General features: G+C 39.1%; 14 protein-coding genes and 1 tRNA gene. 6 read left to right on the forward strand and 9 right to left on the reverse strand.

Annotation, left to right across the window (positions count from 1 at the left end; all coding sequences use genetic code 11):
* Positions 1–40: 40 nt before the first annotated feature.
* From GFH32_RS09765 to GFH32_RS09775, 3 genes are all read left to right on the forward strand, one after another.
* A complete protein-coding gene (locus GFH32_RS09765) occupies positions 41–1,210 on the forward strand; it encodes a serine hydrolase domain-containing protein (protein ID WP_153511434.1) in 1,170 nt (389 codons plus the stop codon).
* Between the two features lie 249 nt (positions 1,211–1,459).
* Positions 1,460–2,155: an HAD family hydrolase gene (locus GFH32_RS09770; protein ID WP_153511435.1), complete on the forward strand. Its 696-nt coding sequence runs from the start codon at positions 1,460–1,462 to the stop codon at positions 2,153–2,155.
* Entirely contained in the window at positions 2,145–2,915 is a 771-nt protein-coding gene (locus GFH32_RS09775; protein ID WP_153511436.1) for a sulfite exporter TauE/SafE family protein, read from the forward strand. The genes GFH32_RS09770 and GFH32_RS09775 overlap by 11 nt, the downstream gene beginning before the upstream one ends.
* 107 nt (positions 2,916–3,022) lie before the next feature.
* Here the strand turns inward: GFH32_RS09775 and GFH32_RS09780 are convergent, their stop codons facing one another.
* Positions 3,023–3,904: an OmpA/MotB family protein gene (locus GFH32_RS09780; protein WP_153511437.1), complete on the reverse strand. Its 882-nt coding sequence runs from the start codon at positions 3,902–3,904 to the stop codon at positions 3,023–3,025.
* Between the two features lie 346 nt (positions 3,905–4,250).
* On the opposite strand from GFH32_RS09780, the gene GFH32_RS09785 reads away from it, so the two are divergent.
* Positions 4,251–4,335, forward strand: a tRNA-Ser gene (locus GFH32_RS09785).
* Positions 4,336–4,760: 425 nt separating this feature from the next.
* Here the strand turns inward: GFH32_RS09785 and GFH32_RS09790 are convergent.
* Positions 4,761–5,849 carry a type I restriction endonuclease gene (locus GFH32_RS09790; protein WP_153511438.1) on the reverse strand — a complete coding sequence of 363 codons (1,089 nt, stop codon included), beginning with the start codon at positions 5,847–5,849 and terminating at the stop codon, positions 4,761–4,763.
* A gap of 275 nt (positions 5,850–6,124) precedes the next feature.
* Here GFH32_RS09790 and GFH32_RS09795 point away from each other — a divergent pair, with 275 nt between their 5' ends.
* Together GFH32_RS09795 and GFH32_RS09800 are read left to right on the forward strand one after the other, a co-directional pair.
* Positions 6,125–6,985 carry a tetratricopeptide repeat protein gene (locus GFH32_RS09795; protein ID WP_153511439.1) on the forward strand — a complete coding sequence of 287 codons (861 nt, stop codon included), beginning with the start codon at positions 6,125–6,127 and terminating at the stop codon, positions 6,983–6,985.
* Positions 6,986–8,039: 1,054 nt separating this feature from the next.
* On the forward strand, positions 8,040–8,612 hold the full coding sequence (locus GFH32_RS09800) for a hypothetical protein (protein ID WP_153511440.1): 573 nt from the start codon (positions 8,040–8,042) through the stop codon (positions 8,610–8,612).
* Here the strand turns inward: GFH32_RS09800 and GFH32_RS09805 are convergent.
* From GFH32_RS09805 to cobA, 7 genes are all read right to left on the reverse strand, one after another.
* Positions 8,540–11,317, reverse strand: a complete 2,778-nt coding sequence (locus GFH32_RS09805; protein WP_153511441.1) for a SusC/RagA family TonB-linked outer membrane protein — start codon at positions 11,315–11,317, stop codon at positions 8,540–8,542. The two genes, GFH32_RS09800 and GFH32_RS09805, sit on opposite strands and share 73 nt — an antisense overlap.
* 618 nt (positions 11,318–11,935) lie before the next feature.
* Positions 11,936–13,462, reverse strand: a complete 1,527-nt coding sequence (locus tag GFH32_RS09810; RefSeq protein WP_153511442.1) for a TlpA family protein disulfide reductase — start codon at positions 13,460–13,462, stop codon at positions 11,936–11,938.
* A 460-nt stretch (positions 13,463–13,922) separates the two neighbouring features.
* On the reverse strand, positions 13,923–15,164 hold the full coding sequence (locus GFH32_RS09815; RefSeq protein ID WP_194285635.1) for a sulfate adenylyltransferase subunit 1: 1,242 nt from the start codon (positions 15,162–15,164) through the stop codon (positions 13,923–13,925).
* 22 nt (positions 15,165–15,186) lie between these two features.
* A complete protein-coding gene (gene cysD, locus GFH32_RS09820) occupies positions 15,187–16,077 on the reverse strand; it encodes a sulfate adenylyltransferase subunit CysD (RefSeq protein WP_153511444.1) in 891 nt (296 codons plus the stop codon).
* An 11-nt stretch (positions 16,078–16,088) separates the two neighbouring features.
* Positions 16,089–16,787 (reverse strand): phosphoadenylyl-sulfate reductase, encoded by a 699-nt coding sequence (locus tag GFH32_RS09825; protein ID WP_153511445.1) that lies wholly within the window; start codon positions 16,785–16,787, stop codon positions 16,089–16,091.
* Positions 16,771–17,364, reverse strand: a complete 594-nt coding sequence (locus GFH32_RS09830) for a precorrin-2 dehydrogenase/sirohydrochlorin ferrochelatase family protein (protein WP_153511446.1) — start codon at positions 17,362–17,364, stop codon at positions 16,771–16,773. Before GFH32_RS09830 ends, GFH32_RS09825 begins: the two co-directional genes overlap by 17 nt.
* A gap of 2 nt (positions 17,365–17,366) precedes the next feature.
* Positions 17,367–18,140 carry a uroporphyrinogen-III C-methyltransferase gene (gene cobA, locus GFH32_RS09835; protein WP_153511447.1) on the reverse strand — a complete coding sequence of 258 codons (774 nt, stop codon included), beginning with the start codon at positions 18,138–18,140 and terminating at the stop codon, positions 17,367–17,369.
* Between the last annotated feature and the right edge of the window lie 6 nt (positions 18,141–18,146).

Genomic DNA, 18,146 nt, shown 5'->3' on the forward strand with positions numbered 1-18,146 from the left:
AGATTTTCCTAAATTTAAGGGTATCAAGGCGTAACCCTCTATGAATCATTTCTTCAAGTTCCTTAAATGGCTAGCGATATCGCTTGTTAGCTTAATCTTGGTATTGCTAATTGCGATGTACGCTTTTGGCGTCGACTATATTCTAAAAGGTGTTTACGTTATTTATATGCAAGGCCATAAAACAGCCTACCTTGACGATTACCATTACTTTGACAACCATCAGATAGAGGCTGGGAGCCCGCAACCTTGGGCGAAATCTGCTGACTACAATACGGTTCCTATCACCGATTCTTTAAAACGAATTCATGATCGACTAGGTTCAGTGGCCTATGTGATTATACATCAGGATAGCGTTTGGTTTGAAGCCTATTATGGAGGCTATAGCGACAGCTCGAAGTCCAATTCTTTCTCTATGGCGAAGAGCATCACTGCGGCTATTTTAGGGAAAGCAGTCGAGCAGGGCCAAGTAAAAGGTTTGCAACAAAAGGTGAAGGACTTTGTGCCCGAACTGCAAGGTGCTTATGCGGATCAACTCAGCATGGAAGACTTGGTATCGATGAGCTCGGGAATTACCTGGGATGAAAGCTATTATAACCCTTTCTCCATTACAACAAGATTATATTTTGATAAAGATATTCAGGGTGCTATTCCGGCATTGCCTGTGGATAAGCAGCCCGGTGCTCGCTTTATCTACCAAAGTGGTGATACGCAGATGTTAGGCATTGCTTTGCAGCGCGCTACAAATAGAAGTTTGAGCGATTTAATGTCGACCTACTTCTGGAAACCGATGGGTGCTGAACATAGTGCTCTTTGGCAGGTAGATAGTGAGAAAAACGGCATCGAGAAGGCTTATTGCTGTATTGCCAGCAATGCGAAAGATTTTGCTCGCTTCGGCAAGCTTTATCTGCAACATGGAAAATGGAACGGGCAGCAATTGTTGGATTCTGCTTATATCGCGCATTCTATACGTCCTCGATTTGCTGATTCACCACAATATGGTTATGGCTGGTGGATGGGTACCTATAAAGAAAAACCTTATTTCTATATGGATGGGCACTTGGGACAGTATGTGATTGTTGTACCCGAGGATGAATTAATTATCGTGCGTCTAGGTCATAGCATCGATGGCGGTAGCCGCTCGGATCCAAATTCAGCATTTTATAATTTTATTGATCAGGCCTACGTGATGCTAGGTGATCGGCTGAAGTAGATTGGGCAACGGCAACTAATTTTCAAGACGACCTATTTAAAAAGGGTTAGCGTTAAACTTTAGCGCAATTCTCCTATCTTTGTTTTGGTCCTTGTTATCCATAGGATGCGATAATTGAATGCGCTTTGAAAGATTCCAATTGGTAATTTCAGTACGGATGCTACCCTACTTTTTAGAATTTTGCTTATCGTATTTCAAGACTCATGACAAGGCGCTGCGTAACTAATTTTGTTTGAAATATTGTCCTACATGCACCAAAATATCAATTCCTCTACTTCCCATTCTGTTGCTGCCATCTTCGATATGGATGGCGTTATTGCACATACGAATCCTTATCATGCGAAAGCTTTTGAAGCCTTTTTTGAGCGGCATCAAATCTCTTATAATGAAAAGCAGTTTGAACAGCATATGTACGGTAAACATAACAGTTATATTTTCACCCATTTCTTTGGGCGTAAAATTTATGGTGAGGAATTATTGACTTTGGAGGATGAGAAGGAAGGCTTATTTCGGGAGATCTATAAGAGTGAAGCCAAGTCGTTGCCGTTCCTCTCGGAGTTCCTCGCGGATTTGAAAGCGCATGAGTTTAAGCTAGGCGTAGCAACTTCAGCACCGCGAGCCAATATGGATCTAATATTGGATGCTTTAAGTATTCGTTCGTTTTTTGATTCGACCTTAGGTAGTGAGAATGTTTCTTTACATAAGCCGCATCCGGAAGTATATTTGAAATCGGCAGAGAATCTGCAGGTCGATCCCCAAAACTGTATCGTCTTTGAGGATTCATTCTCTGGTGTGACGGCGGGCTTAAATGCCGGTATGCAGGTCGTTGGGGTTTTAAGTTCGCACACGGAGGATGAGCTGCCTGTTTGTGCTAGCTATATCCATCATTACAAACATATCGATGCCAAGAATGTCTTACAGATGATTCATCATTATGTGGGATAATGCACTCGCATTAATCCCATCACCAATGGGATGGGTGCTCTACTTTCTTTGTGCGGTGTTAATTGGCACCTCTAAAACAGGAATCCAGAATGTGGGGACACTTGCCGTCCCGCTCTTTGCACTCCTATTTGGCGCAAAGTACTCCACTGGGATTGTACTGATCTTACTATGTATCGCCGATTTAATAGCCGTTATTTATTATCGTAAGCAGTTTAACTGGAGCGAAGTCAAGAAGCTGCTCCCCTATGCGATGATTGGTTTATTGATTGGCCTCTTTACCGGCGATCATATCGATGATGGTATCTTTCGGATACTAATGGGTGCTTGTATTGTTATCGGGGTTGGTATTATGCTCTGGGGTAATCGTCAGGATAAACTAAACAAAGGCGCCGACTTGACCAAAAAGTGCTGGTATTCACCCGTATTTGGACTGATTACGGGATTCTCAACGATGATTGGTAACGCAGCGGGTCCTACGTTAACGGTTTACCTTTTCTCAAAGAAGCTGGATAAGTTCACCTTGGTGGCTACAGGCGCATGGTTTATTATGATCCTCAACTTTTCGAAAATCCCTTTGCAGCTGTTCGTATGGAAGAACCTGTCTTGGGAAGGTTTTATCCTCAATTTATTAGCAGTACCTTTTATCTTATTGGGAGGCTGGATTGGCATTAAATTAGTGAAGATTATTCCCGAAAAGGAATTTAGAGTGGTTATCCTGAGCTTAGTGGTTATTGCCGCATTGATGCTCATCTTCGTCTAGGGATTTCACAAAATAAAGATGATTAATGGGATTTAAGCATTTCTTGCTCTAGCAACATAAACAAAAAGGCCGCTCGATGGAGCGGCCTTTGTTTATGAAGTCTATTATTATTCTGTTGTATCAGGCACTTCTGCTGATTCAGGAGCCTTGTCAATCAATTCCATAAACTGATCTAACTTCGGCGTAATAATAATTTGTGTTCTACGGTTTCTAGCTTTCCCTTCTGGCGAACTGTTGTTTGCAATTGGGTTGTACTGGCCACGACCACCTGCTGTTAAGCGTTTAGGATCTACACCGTAATTGTTTTGTAATGCTTGGACTACCGACGATGCACGTAGGGTACTTAAATCCCAGTTGTTACGGATATTTGCCTTAGCAATCGGATCGGAGTCCGTATTACCCTCGATCAACACATCGTAATCCTTGTAATCTTGGATAATCTTCGCAATTTTCGATAGGGTCTCTCCTGCTTGATCAGAAATCTCATAGCTTCCAGATTTGTAAAGCATATTATCCGATAAAGAGATATAAACCACACCTTTTAATACTTGTACATCTACATCTTTTAACTCCTCGCGGCTTAATGAGCGCGTTAAGTTATTGGTCAATACCATATTCAAGGAATCGCTCTTCGCTTTGGTATTCACTAAGTGCTGAATGTATTTATTGGAAGCATTGATTTCATCTACAAGCTTCGAGATATTGGCATTCCCTTGGGAAGTATTGCTAATACTGTTGTCTAATGTTGCTTGTAATCTTGCTAATGCGTCTTTTAAAGAAGCATTATTCTTACGCTCTTGCTCCAATTGATCCTCCAAGCTCTTCACTCTAGAGCGGCTCTCCGCTAGATCAACTTGACTCTTTTGATATAATTCAGCAAGGTCTTGATGCTGCTGCACTAAAGCCTGGTGAGTCTTCTTATTTACCCCACATGAGGAAATAAAGAGTACACTCAACAAGACTAACGGGATACTTATACGTTTTATCATAACTTGATATATTATGTTATTGTAATGCCTAAGATAAGCAAAAGCGGTGCCTTTTCTAGCAGGAAGTTGCAATAATTGCATTAACAAGCAGCATTTCAAGGCTATAAGGATTTGTATTCGTATATCATTCCTATAGATATTAGGTAATATTTCATGATCGGTTTTCGCGCGGTCTTCTATACTTATTTTTTATTTTCAATTATTTTTTGAGTGAATTATAGGGTTTGGGGTATAAATTTTAAAAGAAAAAAGGCTTAAAAAGTGCCTTTAAAAATTAATTAGGCTCATTTTCAGTGTAGTATCAAATAAGTTTTGGAGAGAGAATAAAAATTTCTACTTTTGTCGCGGAGAGTTGGCAGAGTGGTCGAATGCGGCAGTCTTGAAAACTGTTGACTGTCACAGGTCCGGGGGTTCGAATCCCTCACTCTCCGCTTAAAAAAAAGTCTTTCACTCCGTGAAAGGCTTTTTTTTTGCGCGAGAGTGAGGGCTCGAACCTTGCGCGCGGCGAGGTTCGACCCGAAGGGTGTTCAGGGTTGTGTCTGGGGATCGCGGGGCTGAACAAATCTCGCACTCTTGTGTGGGGCATATGATGGCTTTGCTCCTATCGATATCATGGCTTTTTGGATATTTACACTAAGATTTGAACTAAATAATATCAATTTCCCTCTGGATCTTTAAATCTGGCCATTTTAATGTCCCATATGAAGAAAGATTTTGGTTCTCCATCAAAATCCACCTCTCATTCAACCATTTCACTGTCGATTTCATCAACACCTTTGCAATTGAAAGAAATATGATCTAAGCCTGCGGAATCATTACAAAGCAGTGAAAGTAAATCGATACTTTCTAACGACTGCTATTCATAATTCTTAATTGTATCCAATAGCGCTTTCTTATATTGATAGATATCATCAACAGACGTAATAAGCTTTCTTTCACCATTATCCTTGCCTTGATCAAAGAGTTCTATATATTTTGTGCTAGTAGCATTGAAATGCAGGCGTGCTATGGGCTTTCTATTATTATCATCGAGCAATATACCAAAGTAAGATTTAGTATCTCGTTGTGCAATTCTAGAAGCTGGGATAACTTCCCTTAGGATTGCTTTAATAATTTGGAATCCTTCAATTTCTTCTTCGGTAGTAATTATAGACTCCTGTTTTTCATTTACAATCGCATTATCATCGATTGATACGACATTGTCTGCATCTTTAGAAGGAATAGTATCGTTTATACTTAAAGCATTTTTTAGTCTCGAACTAATAGTCTCATTAATATAATTGGCTATTGCGCGATTGGTATAGTCTTTAAATACCGCAAGTCTTGACGCGATAATTGGTTTATCAAAAAATCGTGACACGAGCAATTTCACAAATTCATCGGAAGGATTCTGCAATTCTTTTTCAAATTCGGTCTTGATTGCCTTAATATATTTTAGCCCTTCAGCGGAATCGAGTATACTTTCTAGACTATATCCATTCTTCGTAAATTTTTCTAATATCTTTAAGTTGGAGTCTTTCAGGTTATTCAGGTCAAGCGTGAAGAACGGTTTTTCGTCCATAATATTGGGCTTTTCCAAGTCGGCGTAAAAATTATAGGTATGACCATTTGTTAGAACGCCAAATCTTGCCTTTGAGACATGGTAATATCTATGAAGTTGTGAATTATGAGCATCGGCTTTTTCCTTCCAATGCTTACACTCTATAATCATAATGGGCTCATTATCCTTCTTGATTACGTAGTCAACTTTCTCACCTTTCTTTGTTCCTATATCACAGATAAATTCAGGTATGACTTCAGTTGGGTTAAAGATATCGTAGCCTAAGATTTGAATAAAAGGCATTACGAATGCATTTTTGGTAGCCTCTTCTGTGCCTATTTGATCTTTTAGAGCATCAACACGCTGATGAAGTTGCTCGAGCTTCATTTTTAAATCTTGTTCCATCAAAATCTAATTTAATAATTGGTTAAAAAATTGGTTTTCACTAATTTAAACTAAAGTATTAAATATTTCCTATATATAATCTTTATCGACCAAGTGTTTTAGTTTTTTTTATATATACTCCACTTGCCTTATGCTCTTTGATAATAACACCTTATCCCTCTCCCCATTAACAATTTAACAACCCTACTCTCAGTTAAATAACTCTTTCTTAACTATAAATCTGCTATATTGCATATGTAATTAATCCAATTGTTTAGTTTTAGCCTATTGCCGTTATGAAGGGGTTCGTAGTACTATTTATTTTGATTAGCAATTTCTGTTATGCACAGAACTTTCGTTTTGACAAGAAAATCTATGAAGCGGTTGATCACTGGGTTGTTTTTGACAAGCAGGATGGCGACTCGACCTATATGTATGGTTTCATCTATATCGATCAGTCGGCGGGATTTACGTTTCATTTTGGCTCACGCTTTAGCGTTCGTGACGGCGTGCTTGTTGGGCAGCAAGAGGATCTCACGCGTATTATAAAATCGCGCCTATCGGCGAATACTTATCCAGTACATTTATTAACGGATGTTGAGCGGCAGCAGTTGAAATTACCAGTACAGCCGGATTGGTTGAAGCTATATAAAGCAAATGAAAATACGCTATTATACAAAAAGAGCATTGGCTTGTTTTACAATAGCGTTGGTGCTAGTGATCGGGCGATTCCTATCCTGATGTCAGCTTATGATGAGGATCCTAACTTTGCGGGCTTAGTATTTGAATTAGCTTATGCTTATAATGCGACACAGCAATATAACTATGCGATTGAGGTATTGGATAAAGCAATTCAGGCGGAGCCAACGAACTTTTGGTTCTATCGGGAGCTTGGCTATGCCTATAAGCTATCGGGCGATTTGTCGCGTGCCGATTCGATATATCGAAAGGGAATTTCATTGTCGAATGATAAGGCTCAGCAAGCGGAAATGGGGATCAATATGGTTCAAGCCTATTATGAAAAGTTGGATCGTAAAAACTTCGACGAGTGGCTAAAGATAATGCGTAAATATGCGGAGAAGGGTACGCCAATAGAAGAATATCTTAGCCAATTCGAGGGAAACTGGCCTATAATTGGGAGTCAGAAGGAAGATTAATGACATATGTAGCCCTTGATGATCGTTAGTCTTCTTCCGTGTTTTTTGCTTCCAATTTAGGTCTTCTAAACTTCGTTAGATAAGCTTCTCCTATGTGGGCAATCGAACCCCTCAACTATCCCTTTTTTCCTTCCATCAATACATAGCAATGCTTCCAATTAAAGTTTCAAATTGGTGAAAATCATCTCTCTTTTTTTTGTCAATAAATTGAGTACCGACTCCTACGCAGCAGCGCTTGAAAATCTCAACGTTATGCATGCCTCGATTTGATTTATTCTCCTTTATATGCATCACATAAACAGGTTCGCTAGACGTTGGACTTGCATCCCCTATTCCGGTAAATTTCCTTTAACTGTTACCTTTTGTACATATCCAACCTTCATTAAAGTCACCTTTTTGTACACTGATCTTCTCTGATTTTCGAGTGATTGAAACTCACAAGAAATCTATAAGTTTTCATTTCGAATTGCATTACATCTTAAATCTGTAAAAAGGTAATTATTGCGAGTTACAGCCAAATTTTCATCAATTAACGCTTGTTAAGAACTGTGATGGCAAGCATAAACAAACCTCATATAAGGCTGATACACTACATGTTATGTCAAATTAACGCTTAGACAAACAAGCCTTGCATGAGATATGATATTAGCAAAGGAAAATGAATAAATATATGCTTTGTATATAGATTGTATACACTGAAAAATGCCGCTGTACATAAATTGAAATGGCAATTTTGAGGTTTTTCGTTTTCGTCAGCATTACCTTTGCTGAAGATAAATCACACAATTTATTCGCATTAATAAAAACCATTGAATTATCCAGGATAGAATAAAGAAGGGTTGGGAAAGAGAAAGTATAGGGAGTGTTTTTAAATCAATTTAACTTCTAACTATACAGAACAATTTTCTGAAGATTCAAAGTTTAGAGCCTATCATTTTAAATAATGATAGGCTTACTAACAGCCGATAAATTGGGTAAATCGATCAGCTTTTTAAAACATTAGACGTTAACAATTTTCTATCAAATCACCAGACCAACATTCATTATTAGGAATATGAGAAAAATCTACTTTGCTCTATTATTTATTAGCATCCCCTTCTTGCTACAGGCTCAAAAGACCACGATTAAAAGTGATACTGTACAGGATAAATATAGTGTTGCGACCAATCCTTTTTGGGACAATTGGTTTGTAAGTCTTCAAGGAGGAAGTTCGATGTTTTTTGGTAATCATGATAAGCAGATGAAATTTATGGATCGTCAGAGTTTAGTTTATGAGCTGAATTTTGGTAAGCGATTTACGCCTGTTGTTGGAGTACGTGTAGGAGCAAATGCAGGTCAATGGAATGGCTTAACGCAGATAGGGAATTTATCACATTCTACGGGTGAGCGCTATTCAAAAATTCCTTGGGATGGCTATTGGTTAGAAATCCAAAAGCTGAAGTATGTACACCTACATGGAGATGTGCTTTTTAATCTAAGCAATCTATTTTATGGCTATAAAGAGGATCGATTTTATGAAATCTCTCCTTATGTCGGTTTAGGATGGATGGTTTCTTATGAGCAGCCTAAAACACGTGAGGTAAGCGCATATAAAGCATTGTTAAATCTAGACGAACCTAGATTATAACGTATAGATGCGTTCAACGTAAAGTTCTTAAGTCTTAGGTTATTCGATAGGACTCCTTCGACCATTGGTCGTGCATTACCCACCACTCTGTAGTTTGCTTCGAAGTAGTCATAAGTATAGGAATCGGCAGCCGTCAAGAACACCTCTTTACCGTTCGAAGGGTCAATTCCTAACGACTTGTAAGCCCATAGATCGTCTGGACTCCGACCTTCTTCGTAACGTTGAATAGAACTACTGGAGATCTGTTCGTCGTTTAGTGAATTGATGATTGAGCCGAATTCACCATACTTGCCTTTTAATAAGGAACCCGTCAGGCCAACGTTCCATACAATTCTGCGGGCTTTATTGACGATTGGCGAAAAGCCAAGTTCTACTTCCATACCATTGATCGCTAAGGATCCTAAATTCATTGGGTAGGAAGCTGTTCCATTAGAGGAAGGCAAATCAACTGCAACGATTAAAGGATCTGTTACCTTTCTATACAAGTTAATACGTGACGAGAGTCTGTTTTCAAACATAACAAGCTCCAATCCTAAACTGGATTGAAAGGTTTTCTGCCATTCTAGCATTGGATTCCCTATCTGATTCTGTATAAACCCTATTCCAAAATAGTTACTATAGGGAGACAGATTGTATACATTTGCCGACAAGAAACTGCCAAAACTTTGATTCCCCGAAGTCCCAATATTGGCGCGTAAGATAAGGCTGTTGATCTTATCCGTATTATTCTTGATAAAACCTTCATTATGTAATGACCATCCTGCACCTACAGCCCAAAATGGGGAATATTTATTTTCTGTACCGAAGGCGGTCGATCCGTCTAGGCGATATGTTCCATCGATAAAATACCGGTTATCGTATACGTACGAGAAGCTGGCTAATGCCGATAAGCGACGAATCAGTGGTGGCTCAAAAATGTAGGGCTTCGCGTTGGGCTCGTAAGTGTAAGAAAAAGCAGGATTCCCTTCTACACCTTCTGGAAATCCAACCGCCGTGAATGTCCTGCTAGACTGCTTATCTTGACTGATATCAGCACGAAGGTTTCCTGTGACGACATGGCGCTCTTGAATGCGCTTGCTATATGTTGCTGCCAAGTTTCCAGCATATCTAAAGAATTCACCACTTGAATTTGTATATGACCCTTTCAAGAGTTGTTCTGTCTTCTCGAAATAGGTATTCAATGGAGAAAGAAAAGAAACATTACTGTTGGAACCCTTAGATAACTGCAATCCACCAGATAACCTTAAACTAGGGTTCAAATCATAATTGAATCCTAGATTATTACTGATGGTCAGCCCGTTGCCGTAGTCGTAAGAATTCAACATGGCATTATACATTGGATTAGGGACATTACGATACTGATCGAAACCGGTCACTGCCCTTTCCAGAAAAGGTTGGTTTAATCGATCTTTGCGGTAATAAGGATTTGCGCGAGTAAACTGCGAGAAGCTACCATAGGGACTTTCATCAGAGCGATATCCACTGGCGAAAACTCTATTGGTGATATTTAGGCGATTCTTTCTGTAGCTTAAGTCCACATTCGCTCCCCAGTTATTACGACCCGAACCTTTCATGACGCCATTGATATCCTGGTAATTTCCACCAATACTGTATTGAATTTCTGGAGTTCCTCCAGAAACTTGTATGGAATGTCTGTTTTCAACGGCTACCTTTTCAATCGGTTCATTTAGCCAATAGGTATTCACGCCTTTTCTGACCTCGGTTAATCGTTCATTATAAAATTGCGTTAAAGCATGAGCATGCCAAGTCCAAGGCGATTCAAAGCGACCGGCGAGTCTTTCGAATTCCAGTTTTTCTTCCGAATTCATCATATTGAAATCGCTGAGATCCGCAATGTTAAAATTTACATCGGCGTTATAGCTCACCATAACTTGCCCTTGCTTTGGCTTAACAGTCTCAACAACAATAACCCCATTGGCAGATTTAGCTCCATACAATGCTGTTGAAGAGGCGTCCTTCAAAATAGTTACACTGGCAATCCGATTGATATCTAAGTCTGTAATTTGTCTAAGTGAAGATTCAAAACCATCCAATATGATTAGAGGCATATTGGGATCGACGCCTAACTGATCACGAAAGGTGCCCAAATTGGTATTGTTCGAAATACTAGTCTTTCCGCGTAGCTCAATCCGCGCTAAGCTGTTTGGGTTCGATCCAAATTGGTTATTGTCGACAAAGGTTAAAGAAGGATCTAAAGTCTTTAGCGCCTGAAGGACGTTTTTGTTACCGATTTCCTTTATCTGTTCCGCATTAATGGTTTTGGTAGCACCGGAGAAGGCTTCTTTTTTACGTTCGAAGATCCCCGTCACGACGACATCCTCCATGGTGTTGTCATTTAGCTCCATTTTGATGAGCAGATCCTTCGAGTTTTCGGAGACTCTTATTTCACGCTGCTTATAACCCAAATAAGAAACGATAATCGTCACTTCACCTTTAAGTTCCTTTAAAATGAATTCGCCATCAGCCCCCGTGTTGATGGCACCTTTTCTACCTTTAATTGATACCGTTGCGCCAGACAGAGGGCGCCCATCTTCTCCGACTATGCGTCCTCGAACGTCGGCTAAATGCTTTTGAAATGTTTGTTTGGAATGATTGTTAGCGTGAGCAGGAACTGCAAAACTGATGATTAACAGTGCAATTACACAAATACGCCAAATGCAATAGAATAAACTATTAATTTTCATGGGATAAAATTTAGTTACTTTGAATTGCAGTATTGGTGTGATGTTTTTATCCAACGAAGTTGGATGCAAGAAGTCAGTACACTAAAAATAAAAGGCTAGTGTTCAGACTCGAGTTCTGTCGATCAAGGTTCTTTCATAGATTAAATAATTTAGCTTGTAATTGATAGATTGTCGGGGTTAACTTAAATTGGTTGCATACCTAACAGATGAGCAATCGATTGTACATTTACCGAAATCCCTATAGAACTAGTAGAATAGGCATATATTTCTCCCACAAAAACATATAACTACTGCATTCAGACTAATAGTGGCTACTATCAAAATTTCATTTTCAATGTTAAGAGTAATTATTAAGAAAATTCGAAGAATAATAGTTGCACTTAAATTTTTGTCGCTAAAAATTTACAATATAGTTCAGCATCGCGTTTTTTGAGATTTCGCAATCCAGTAGAGCTAAACAGCTGATATATGAAATTCTCGTATATCACGGATTTATTGTACCTTTTTATATATAGTTAAGCGAAGTAAAATAGGAAAAAATAAGTCGCCTCGCTTTGTATAAACAGCGGCTAGATTGTATCAGGCAAAATTACAAGCTAAAGGCTAATGTGACGCTTTCTATTTCAGTTCCTTATCAATCATATCCTTGAGTTGGATGATTCCCGGAAAGCTAGTGAATTTATTAGTTAGAACGCTATTTTTATTGTACAAAAGATATGAGGGTATCGCTTCAAATCCAAATTGATTCATAACATACATCCACTGCTCTTCTGTCAAATAATATTGCTCACCACCAATAGTTTTTATCTTTTCATTCCACAGCTTTTTTGGAGAAGAGCCATTCGTTAGGTAGACAAAAACGACATCTTTATTGTGATAATCAGCTTTTGTACTTTCGAATTGTTTAATACCTACCAAGCATGGCGAGCACCAGGTTGCCCAAAAGTCTACCAATACAACTTTATCCCTATATTTTGCTAAAATGGTATCCATAACCTGCTCTTTGTTAACTGAACTGATATCATTAATTATCGTCGGCGACTTAACTTTTATTTTTTCTTCAACAGCTTTGTTTTTACGCAATAGTATCTTAGCAATCTCTCCTTCTTTCCAATACTGTTCAATATTTCGTTTTTGTGTCTCACTTAATGGCTTATGTTCTTCATTAAGTTGCCGGCCATAAGCATTAGCGGCAAGCACATCATAGTAGGGCCCCTTATCAAAGCCAAGAGGATCGGCTAAAATAGCTTTTACAGCTGTCATCCATGTCGGGATATCTTGCTCTTCAATCTTTGGGATCGCAAGCACCTCGTTATTAAGGATGGCACCCTGAAACTCTGGGAAGCTGAAGGCTTGCAAGTATTGCGGATCATTAAGGTCAAAGTCTTTTAGAAATCGATAGTAGCTACGGTCAATCTTATTGAAAACGACGCTTTCCACATCATCCTTTCTTGTCGCATTTCTGTAATTTAGTTTCATCGCCTGCTCATAATCAAACACATGGGCGCTATAAATAAAAAGAGATAGCTCTTTTCGAAGTAATTGTCGAAATTCCTCGGAAAGTGCAGTTTCCTTTTCCAAAAATAGTTCGGTACGTTCCGACACAACAAGCTTTCCTAACTTTAAAAATTCATCCGGACTTTGATTATAATATGATTTATGCGATCTATCAGCCCTGTATTCCGCCATCGTAACTAACAAGCGATGACTTAAGTTCATATCTGCTTTATTCATCTCTGGCTGTATAGATATCCTTTTAATTTCCGAATCTATATAGCTAAACTCTATATGGCTAGTCGTTCCATTAATTGCTTTAACCTTAAGAACTTTATCAGGAACAACATTAGAACTCAAGGATACTATTGCTGTATCTGTTTCCACATCGAAATCAAAAGAGAAATATCCTGTACTGTCGGCTAAGGTTTCAAAATGCATAATCTCGCCAGTTATTGGATATAGAACCTTAAGATTGATTATGATACTATCCTTATTCAGTTGGTCTGCATTAATGATTTTGCCTGTTAGTTTGGAGGTGCCAGCAACGATTTTAGGACTCTCACTCCAATTATTTGATCCTGAAGAACATGCGCACAAAAGAAATATGGAAAATAAACATAAAAGGAAAACGGTTTTAATTCGAATCATAGTTTTGCTGTATTGGGAATACGCTTGAATAATAAATATATCGACATTAAGATATGAAATTATGTTGACACATTTTTAACCTCAAAGATAAATTACAATACCTTAAGAAGAGGGTAACTAGATAAGTAGGGGTTTACTCTTTGGATGAGTCGTCGGCTTTGGGGTGTATGAAATCGTATCCTTACAAAAGTTAAACTCTATCAAAACATTAAATGATTGTATTATTGTTAAAATTACTGCTGTCAAAAATCAGACAGCAATAATTTTAAATGATCTTTCGCTCAAGCATCTAAAGGCTTACACTAAAACCGTAATACAATCAAAATCAGCGGATTTGGTTACCGATAATCTTCAATATTGTGAACAGCCCATCTCCTACCTTTCAGATGAACTTCAGGTTTGTAAGGCGCACATCGATACCGCCGGCATCCAACAGAATACCAATGCGGTCTCTGTATATTTATGCAGATTGTATAATCGCTGCAGCTACTGTAATATTGGTCCTAGGATCAATAATAATTGCTCTTGCGTTTTCTGGGAAATCTTCTTGCCTGTCAAATACTATTTCTTCAGCAGATCGTATCTGAACACGTCCAATATCATTTAAACGAATTGGTTCATTGTATATTGGATCCTGCGTATGTACATCATATTTGTAAAGAATCTCAGGGATTTTAATCTTCGTTACTTTTGAATGCGTTTGTAATAAATAAACTTGATTGGTATCCAGTTCTTTATTTTCAAACCAAGAAATGTTAGCTTCGATATTCCGATCTGTTAATGCTGGGTGCGAAGCGCTTACAATAATATCTCCACGCGATATATCAACGTCATCTGATAAATGGATAATGACTGATGCGCCAGCTTGTGCGCTTTCTAAGTTTTGTTCGTTGAACTCAATTGACGAAACTCTAGAACGACTTCCACTAGGTAAAACAATCACCTCTTCACCTGTTCTCAAGCCCTCTCCTAATACTCGACCCGCATAGCCTCTATAGTCATGCAAATCTGCGCTTTGTGGTCTTACGACCCATTGTACTGGGAAGCGCCATCCTTTGTTGGTATGCGTTTCAATATTGACTTCTTCTAAGTATTCTAACAAGGAAGGCCCTGTATACCAGTCCATACGCGTTGAACGATTTACTATATTATCACCTTTCAGTGCGGATACGGGAAGAAAGTCAACGCCTTCGAGCTTCAGCTTATCGGCTAACTTTAGGTACTCACTCTTAATATTTTCATATACAGCAAGTTCATAATCCATCATGTCCATCTTATTGACACATACAAGCACCTTCTTCAAGCCCAGTAATTTAGCTAAGAATGAGTGTCTTTTCGTTTGTTCAATAACGCCTTTACGAGCGTCGATTAAGATTATAATGAGATCCGAATTGCTGGCTCCAGTAACCATATTACGGGTATACTGAATATGTCCAGGGGCATCAGCAATAATAAACTTACGTTTCTCGGTTTGGAAATATTTATAGGCAACGTCAATGGTAATTCCTTGTTCGCGTTCTGCTTTCAATCCATCGGTTAGAATAGCTAAATCAACTGTACCATCGTCATTCTTACGATTCGCTTTCTGTATAGCCTCAAGCTGATCATCCAAGATAGAATTCGTATCATATAATAAACGACCGATTAATGTACTCTTACCGTCGTCTACAGATCCTGCTGTGATAAATTTTATAATATTCATGTGAATTTCGTGAATTAATAGATTAAAAATAGCCTTGTTTCTTGCGCTCTTCCATTGCTGCTTCGGATACCTTGTCATCAAGACGAGCACCACGTTCGCTAACTGTCGATGCTTTAATCTCAGCAATAATATCATCTAATTCAACTGCGACTGAATCTACTGCAGCCGTACACGTCATGTCACCTACTGTTCTAAATCTCACTGATTTATGTTCAACGATATCTTGGTCGTCAATCAGTAATACAGGGTCTGCTGCCATCCACTGTCCATTTCTAAATACGACATCCCGTTCATGGCTGAAATAGATAGATGGCAAGGCAATATTCTCACGCTTAATATAATTCCATACATCTAATTCTGTCCAGTTGGAGATTGGGAACACACGAACATTCTCTCCTCGTTGAATCTTACCATTGAAGATATTCCATAACTCAGGACGCTGACGTTTCGGATCCCATTGACCAAACTCATCACGCACGGAGAAGATACGTTCTTTCGCTCTCGCTTTTTCTTCATCACGACGGGCGCCCCCAATACAAGCATCAAATCCATTCTTTTCGATCGTATCCAATAAAGTCACTGTCTGAAGCGCATTTCTACTTGCATTTTTACCACGTTGTTCGACTACTTTACCGGCATCAATACTATCTTGCACATAGCCTACAATAAGCTTCTCTCCAGTCTGTTCTACCAGCCAATCTCTATATTCAATAGTTTCCGGAAAGTTATGTCCGGTATCAATATGTACCAATGGGAATGGAAATTTCCCCGGTCTAAATGCTTTCTTTGCTAAGTGAACTAGGGTAATTGAATCTTTACCCCCTGAGAATAATAAAGCTGGTTTTTCAAACTGCCCAGCAACTTCTCTTAATATATAAATGGCCTCCGCCTCTAAATGATCTAAGTAATCCATTCTTTAATCTATTATTTACTTGTAACATGTAACCCACACTCTTTCTTGCTCTTATCTTCCCACCACCAGCGGCCAGCGCGGAAGTCCTCTCCTGCTGCAATCGCTCGGGTGCAGGGTTGACAGCCAATGCTCGGGAACCCTTTATCATGTAAAGGATTATAAGGCACAAAATGCTGCTTTAAATAAGCCTCTAATTCTTCCAGACTCCAATGAAATAGCGGGTGAATCTTAATAATCTGATTTGCATCATCCCATTCAACAAACTCCATATGATCGCGGTTTTCAGATTGCTCCGCACGAATACCGGTGATCCAGATCTTGTATCCCTTGATCGCGCGCTTCAATGGCTCTATCTTACGGATAAAACAACATTCTTTGCGATTTTCTACTGACTCATAGAAGCTAGACGGTCCTTTGGCACTAATCATCTGCTCTACAGCAACAGTTTGCGGGTAATAAGCCTTTATCGGTAGCTTATAGATATCTAATGTTCGATTCCACACATAATAGGTTTCTGGAAATAAGCGCCCCGTATCAAGTGTAAAAATATTTGCTGTCGACTTGATCTCCGCCAAGATATGCGTGATGGCCTGATCTTCGATTCCAAAGGATGTAGAAAAGACCGCTTCCGATCCAAAATGTGCTTCTACGTAAGTTAAGATCGATTTGGCGTCTAAGCCTGCTAAATCTCTTTTAATTTGCTCGATCATGTATTCCCCCTTTCACTAATAATTCGGTATGTGCGTTTAATGTGCTAATCTTCTGTTGGAAATCTCCTTTCAAGTCATTTCGATAATCTGCCATCAGGTTTAATGTTTCATCAATCTCTTCTGGCAATAAATCATTTAAAAACTCTTTTAGGCGCTTCGCAATAGTCGGCGACTTTCCGTTGGTAGAAATGCCAATCTTTAGATTCCCTTTCTGTACCACGGATCCTAAGTAGAAATCACATAAAGCCGGCTTATCGGCAACATTCATCAAGATATGACGTTCCTTCGCCAATTGTTGGACTTCTTCATTAAACTCCGGGTTATTGGTAGCCATAATCAGCAAATCAATGCCCGTTAAATCAGACTCTACAAAGCTTCTGACTTCCAAGGATAAGCGTGAATTCGTATCAACGAGCGCCACAATTGCATCAGACACCTCTCGCGCAACAATCTTAATATTCGCCTTCGGTGAGTTATTTAGCATGGCTTGTAACTTTTCCAAACCAACAGCTCCCCCGCCAATCAACAAGGTGTTGATCTGGTCAAGTTTGACGTATATTGGGAATAAAGTATTCATGCTTAATATGCGGTATTTAACGTGGCAACTTCTTGTTTAACAGCTTCAAATTCGAGATGTTTGGCAACGACTTCACCTAGTACAATAATTGCTGGCACCCCAACCAAACTACGCTCAGCCTCTTGAATAATATTATCAATTCGACCTAATACCACACGCTCGTTCGGCAATGAACCATTCTGAATCAATGCAATTGGTAACTCAGACTTTCCATACGATTGGTATAGTGCAACAATTTCACGAAGCTTCGAGAAGCCCATTAATACGACGACAGTCGCATTGGTTTCTACAGCCTTATACAAGTCATTTGATAAATTTCCATCGCTTGTCGAGCCAGTAATCACCCAAAATGATTCAGAGATACCACGATAAGTCAATGGAATCTGTTGCAAGCCTGTTAAACCTACCGACGATGAAATACCCGGCACAACGGCTGTAGGTATATCAAATTGTCTAACGAAGTCTAACTCTTCACCACCTCGCCCAAAAACAAAAGGATCTCCACCTTTTAATCGTACAACATGACCATGTGTTAAAGCATAATCAACCAGTAGCTGATTAATATGATCTTGTGAAGTCGACAAGCGTTCTGCACGCTTTCCAACGTATATCTTTGTGCAATCTTGGCTAGCATAGTCTAGTAAACTTTCGTTAACTAGCGCGTCGTATAAAATAACGTCTGCTGCTTCAATTGCTTTAATTCCTTTTAGTGTAATGAGGTCAGGATCTCCAGGTCCTGCACCAACTAGCGTCACTTTCGGTCTAATTTCTTTCATTCTTTT

The sequence above is a fragment of the Sphingobacteruim zhuxiongii genome (genome assembly GCF_009557615.1).
GTDB classification, from domain to species: domain Bacteria; phylum Bacteroidota; class Bacteroidia; order Sphingobacteriales; family Sphingobacteriaceae; genus Sphingobacterium; species Sphingobacterium zhuxiongii.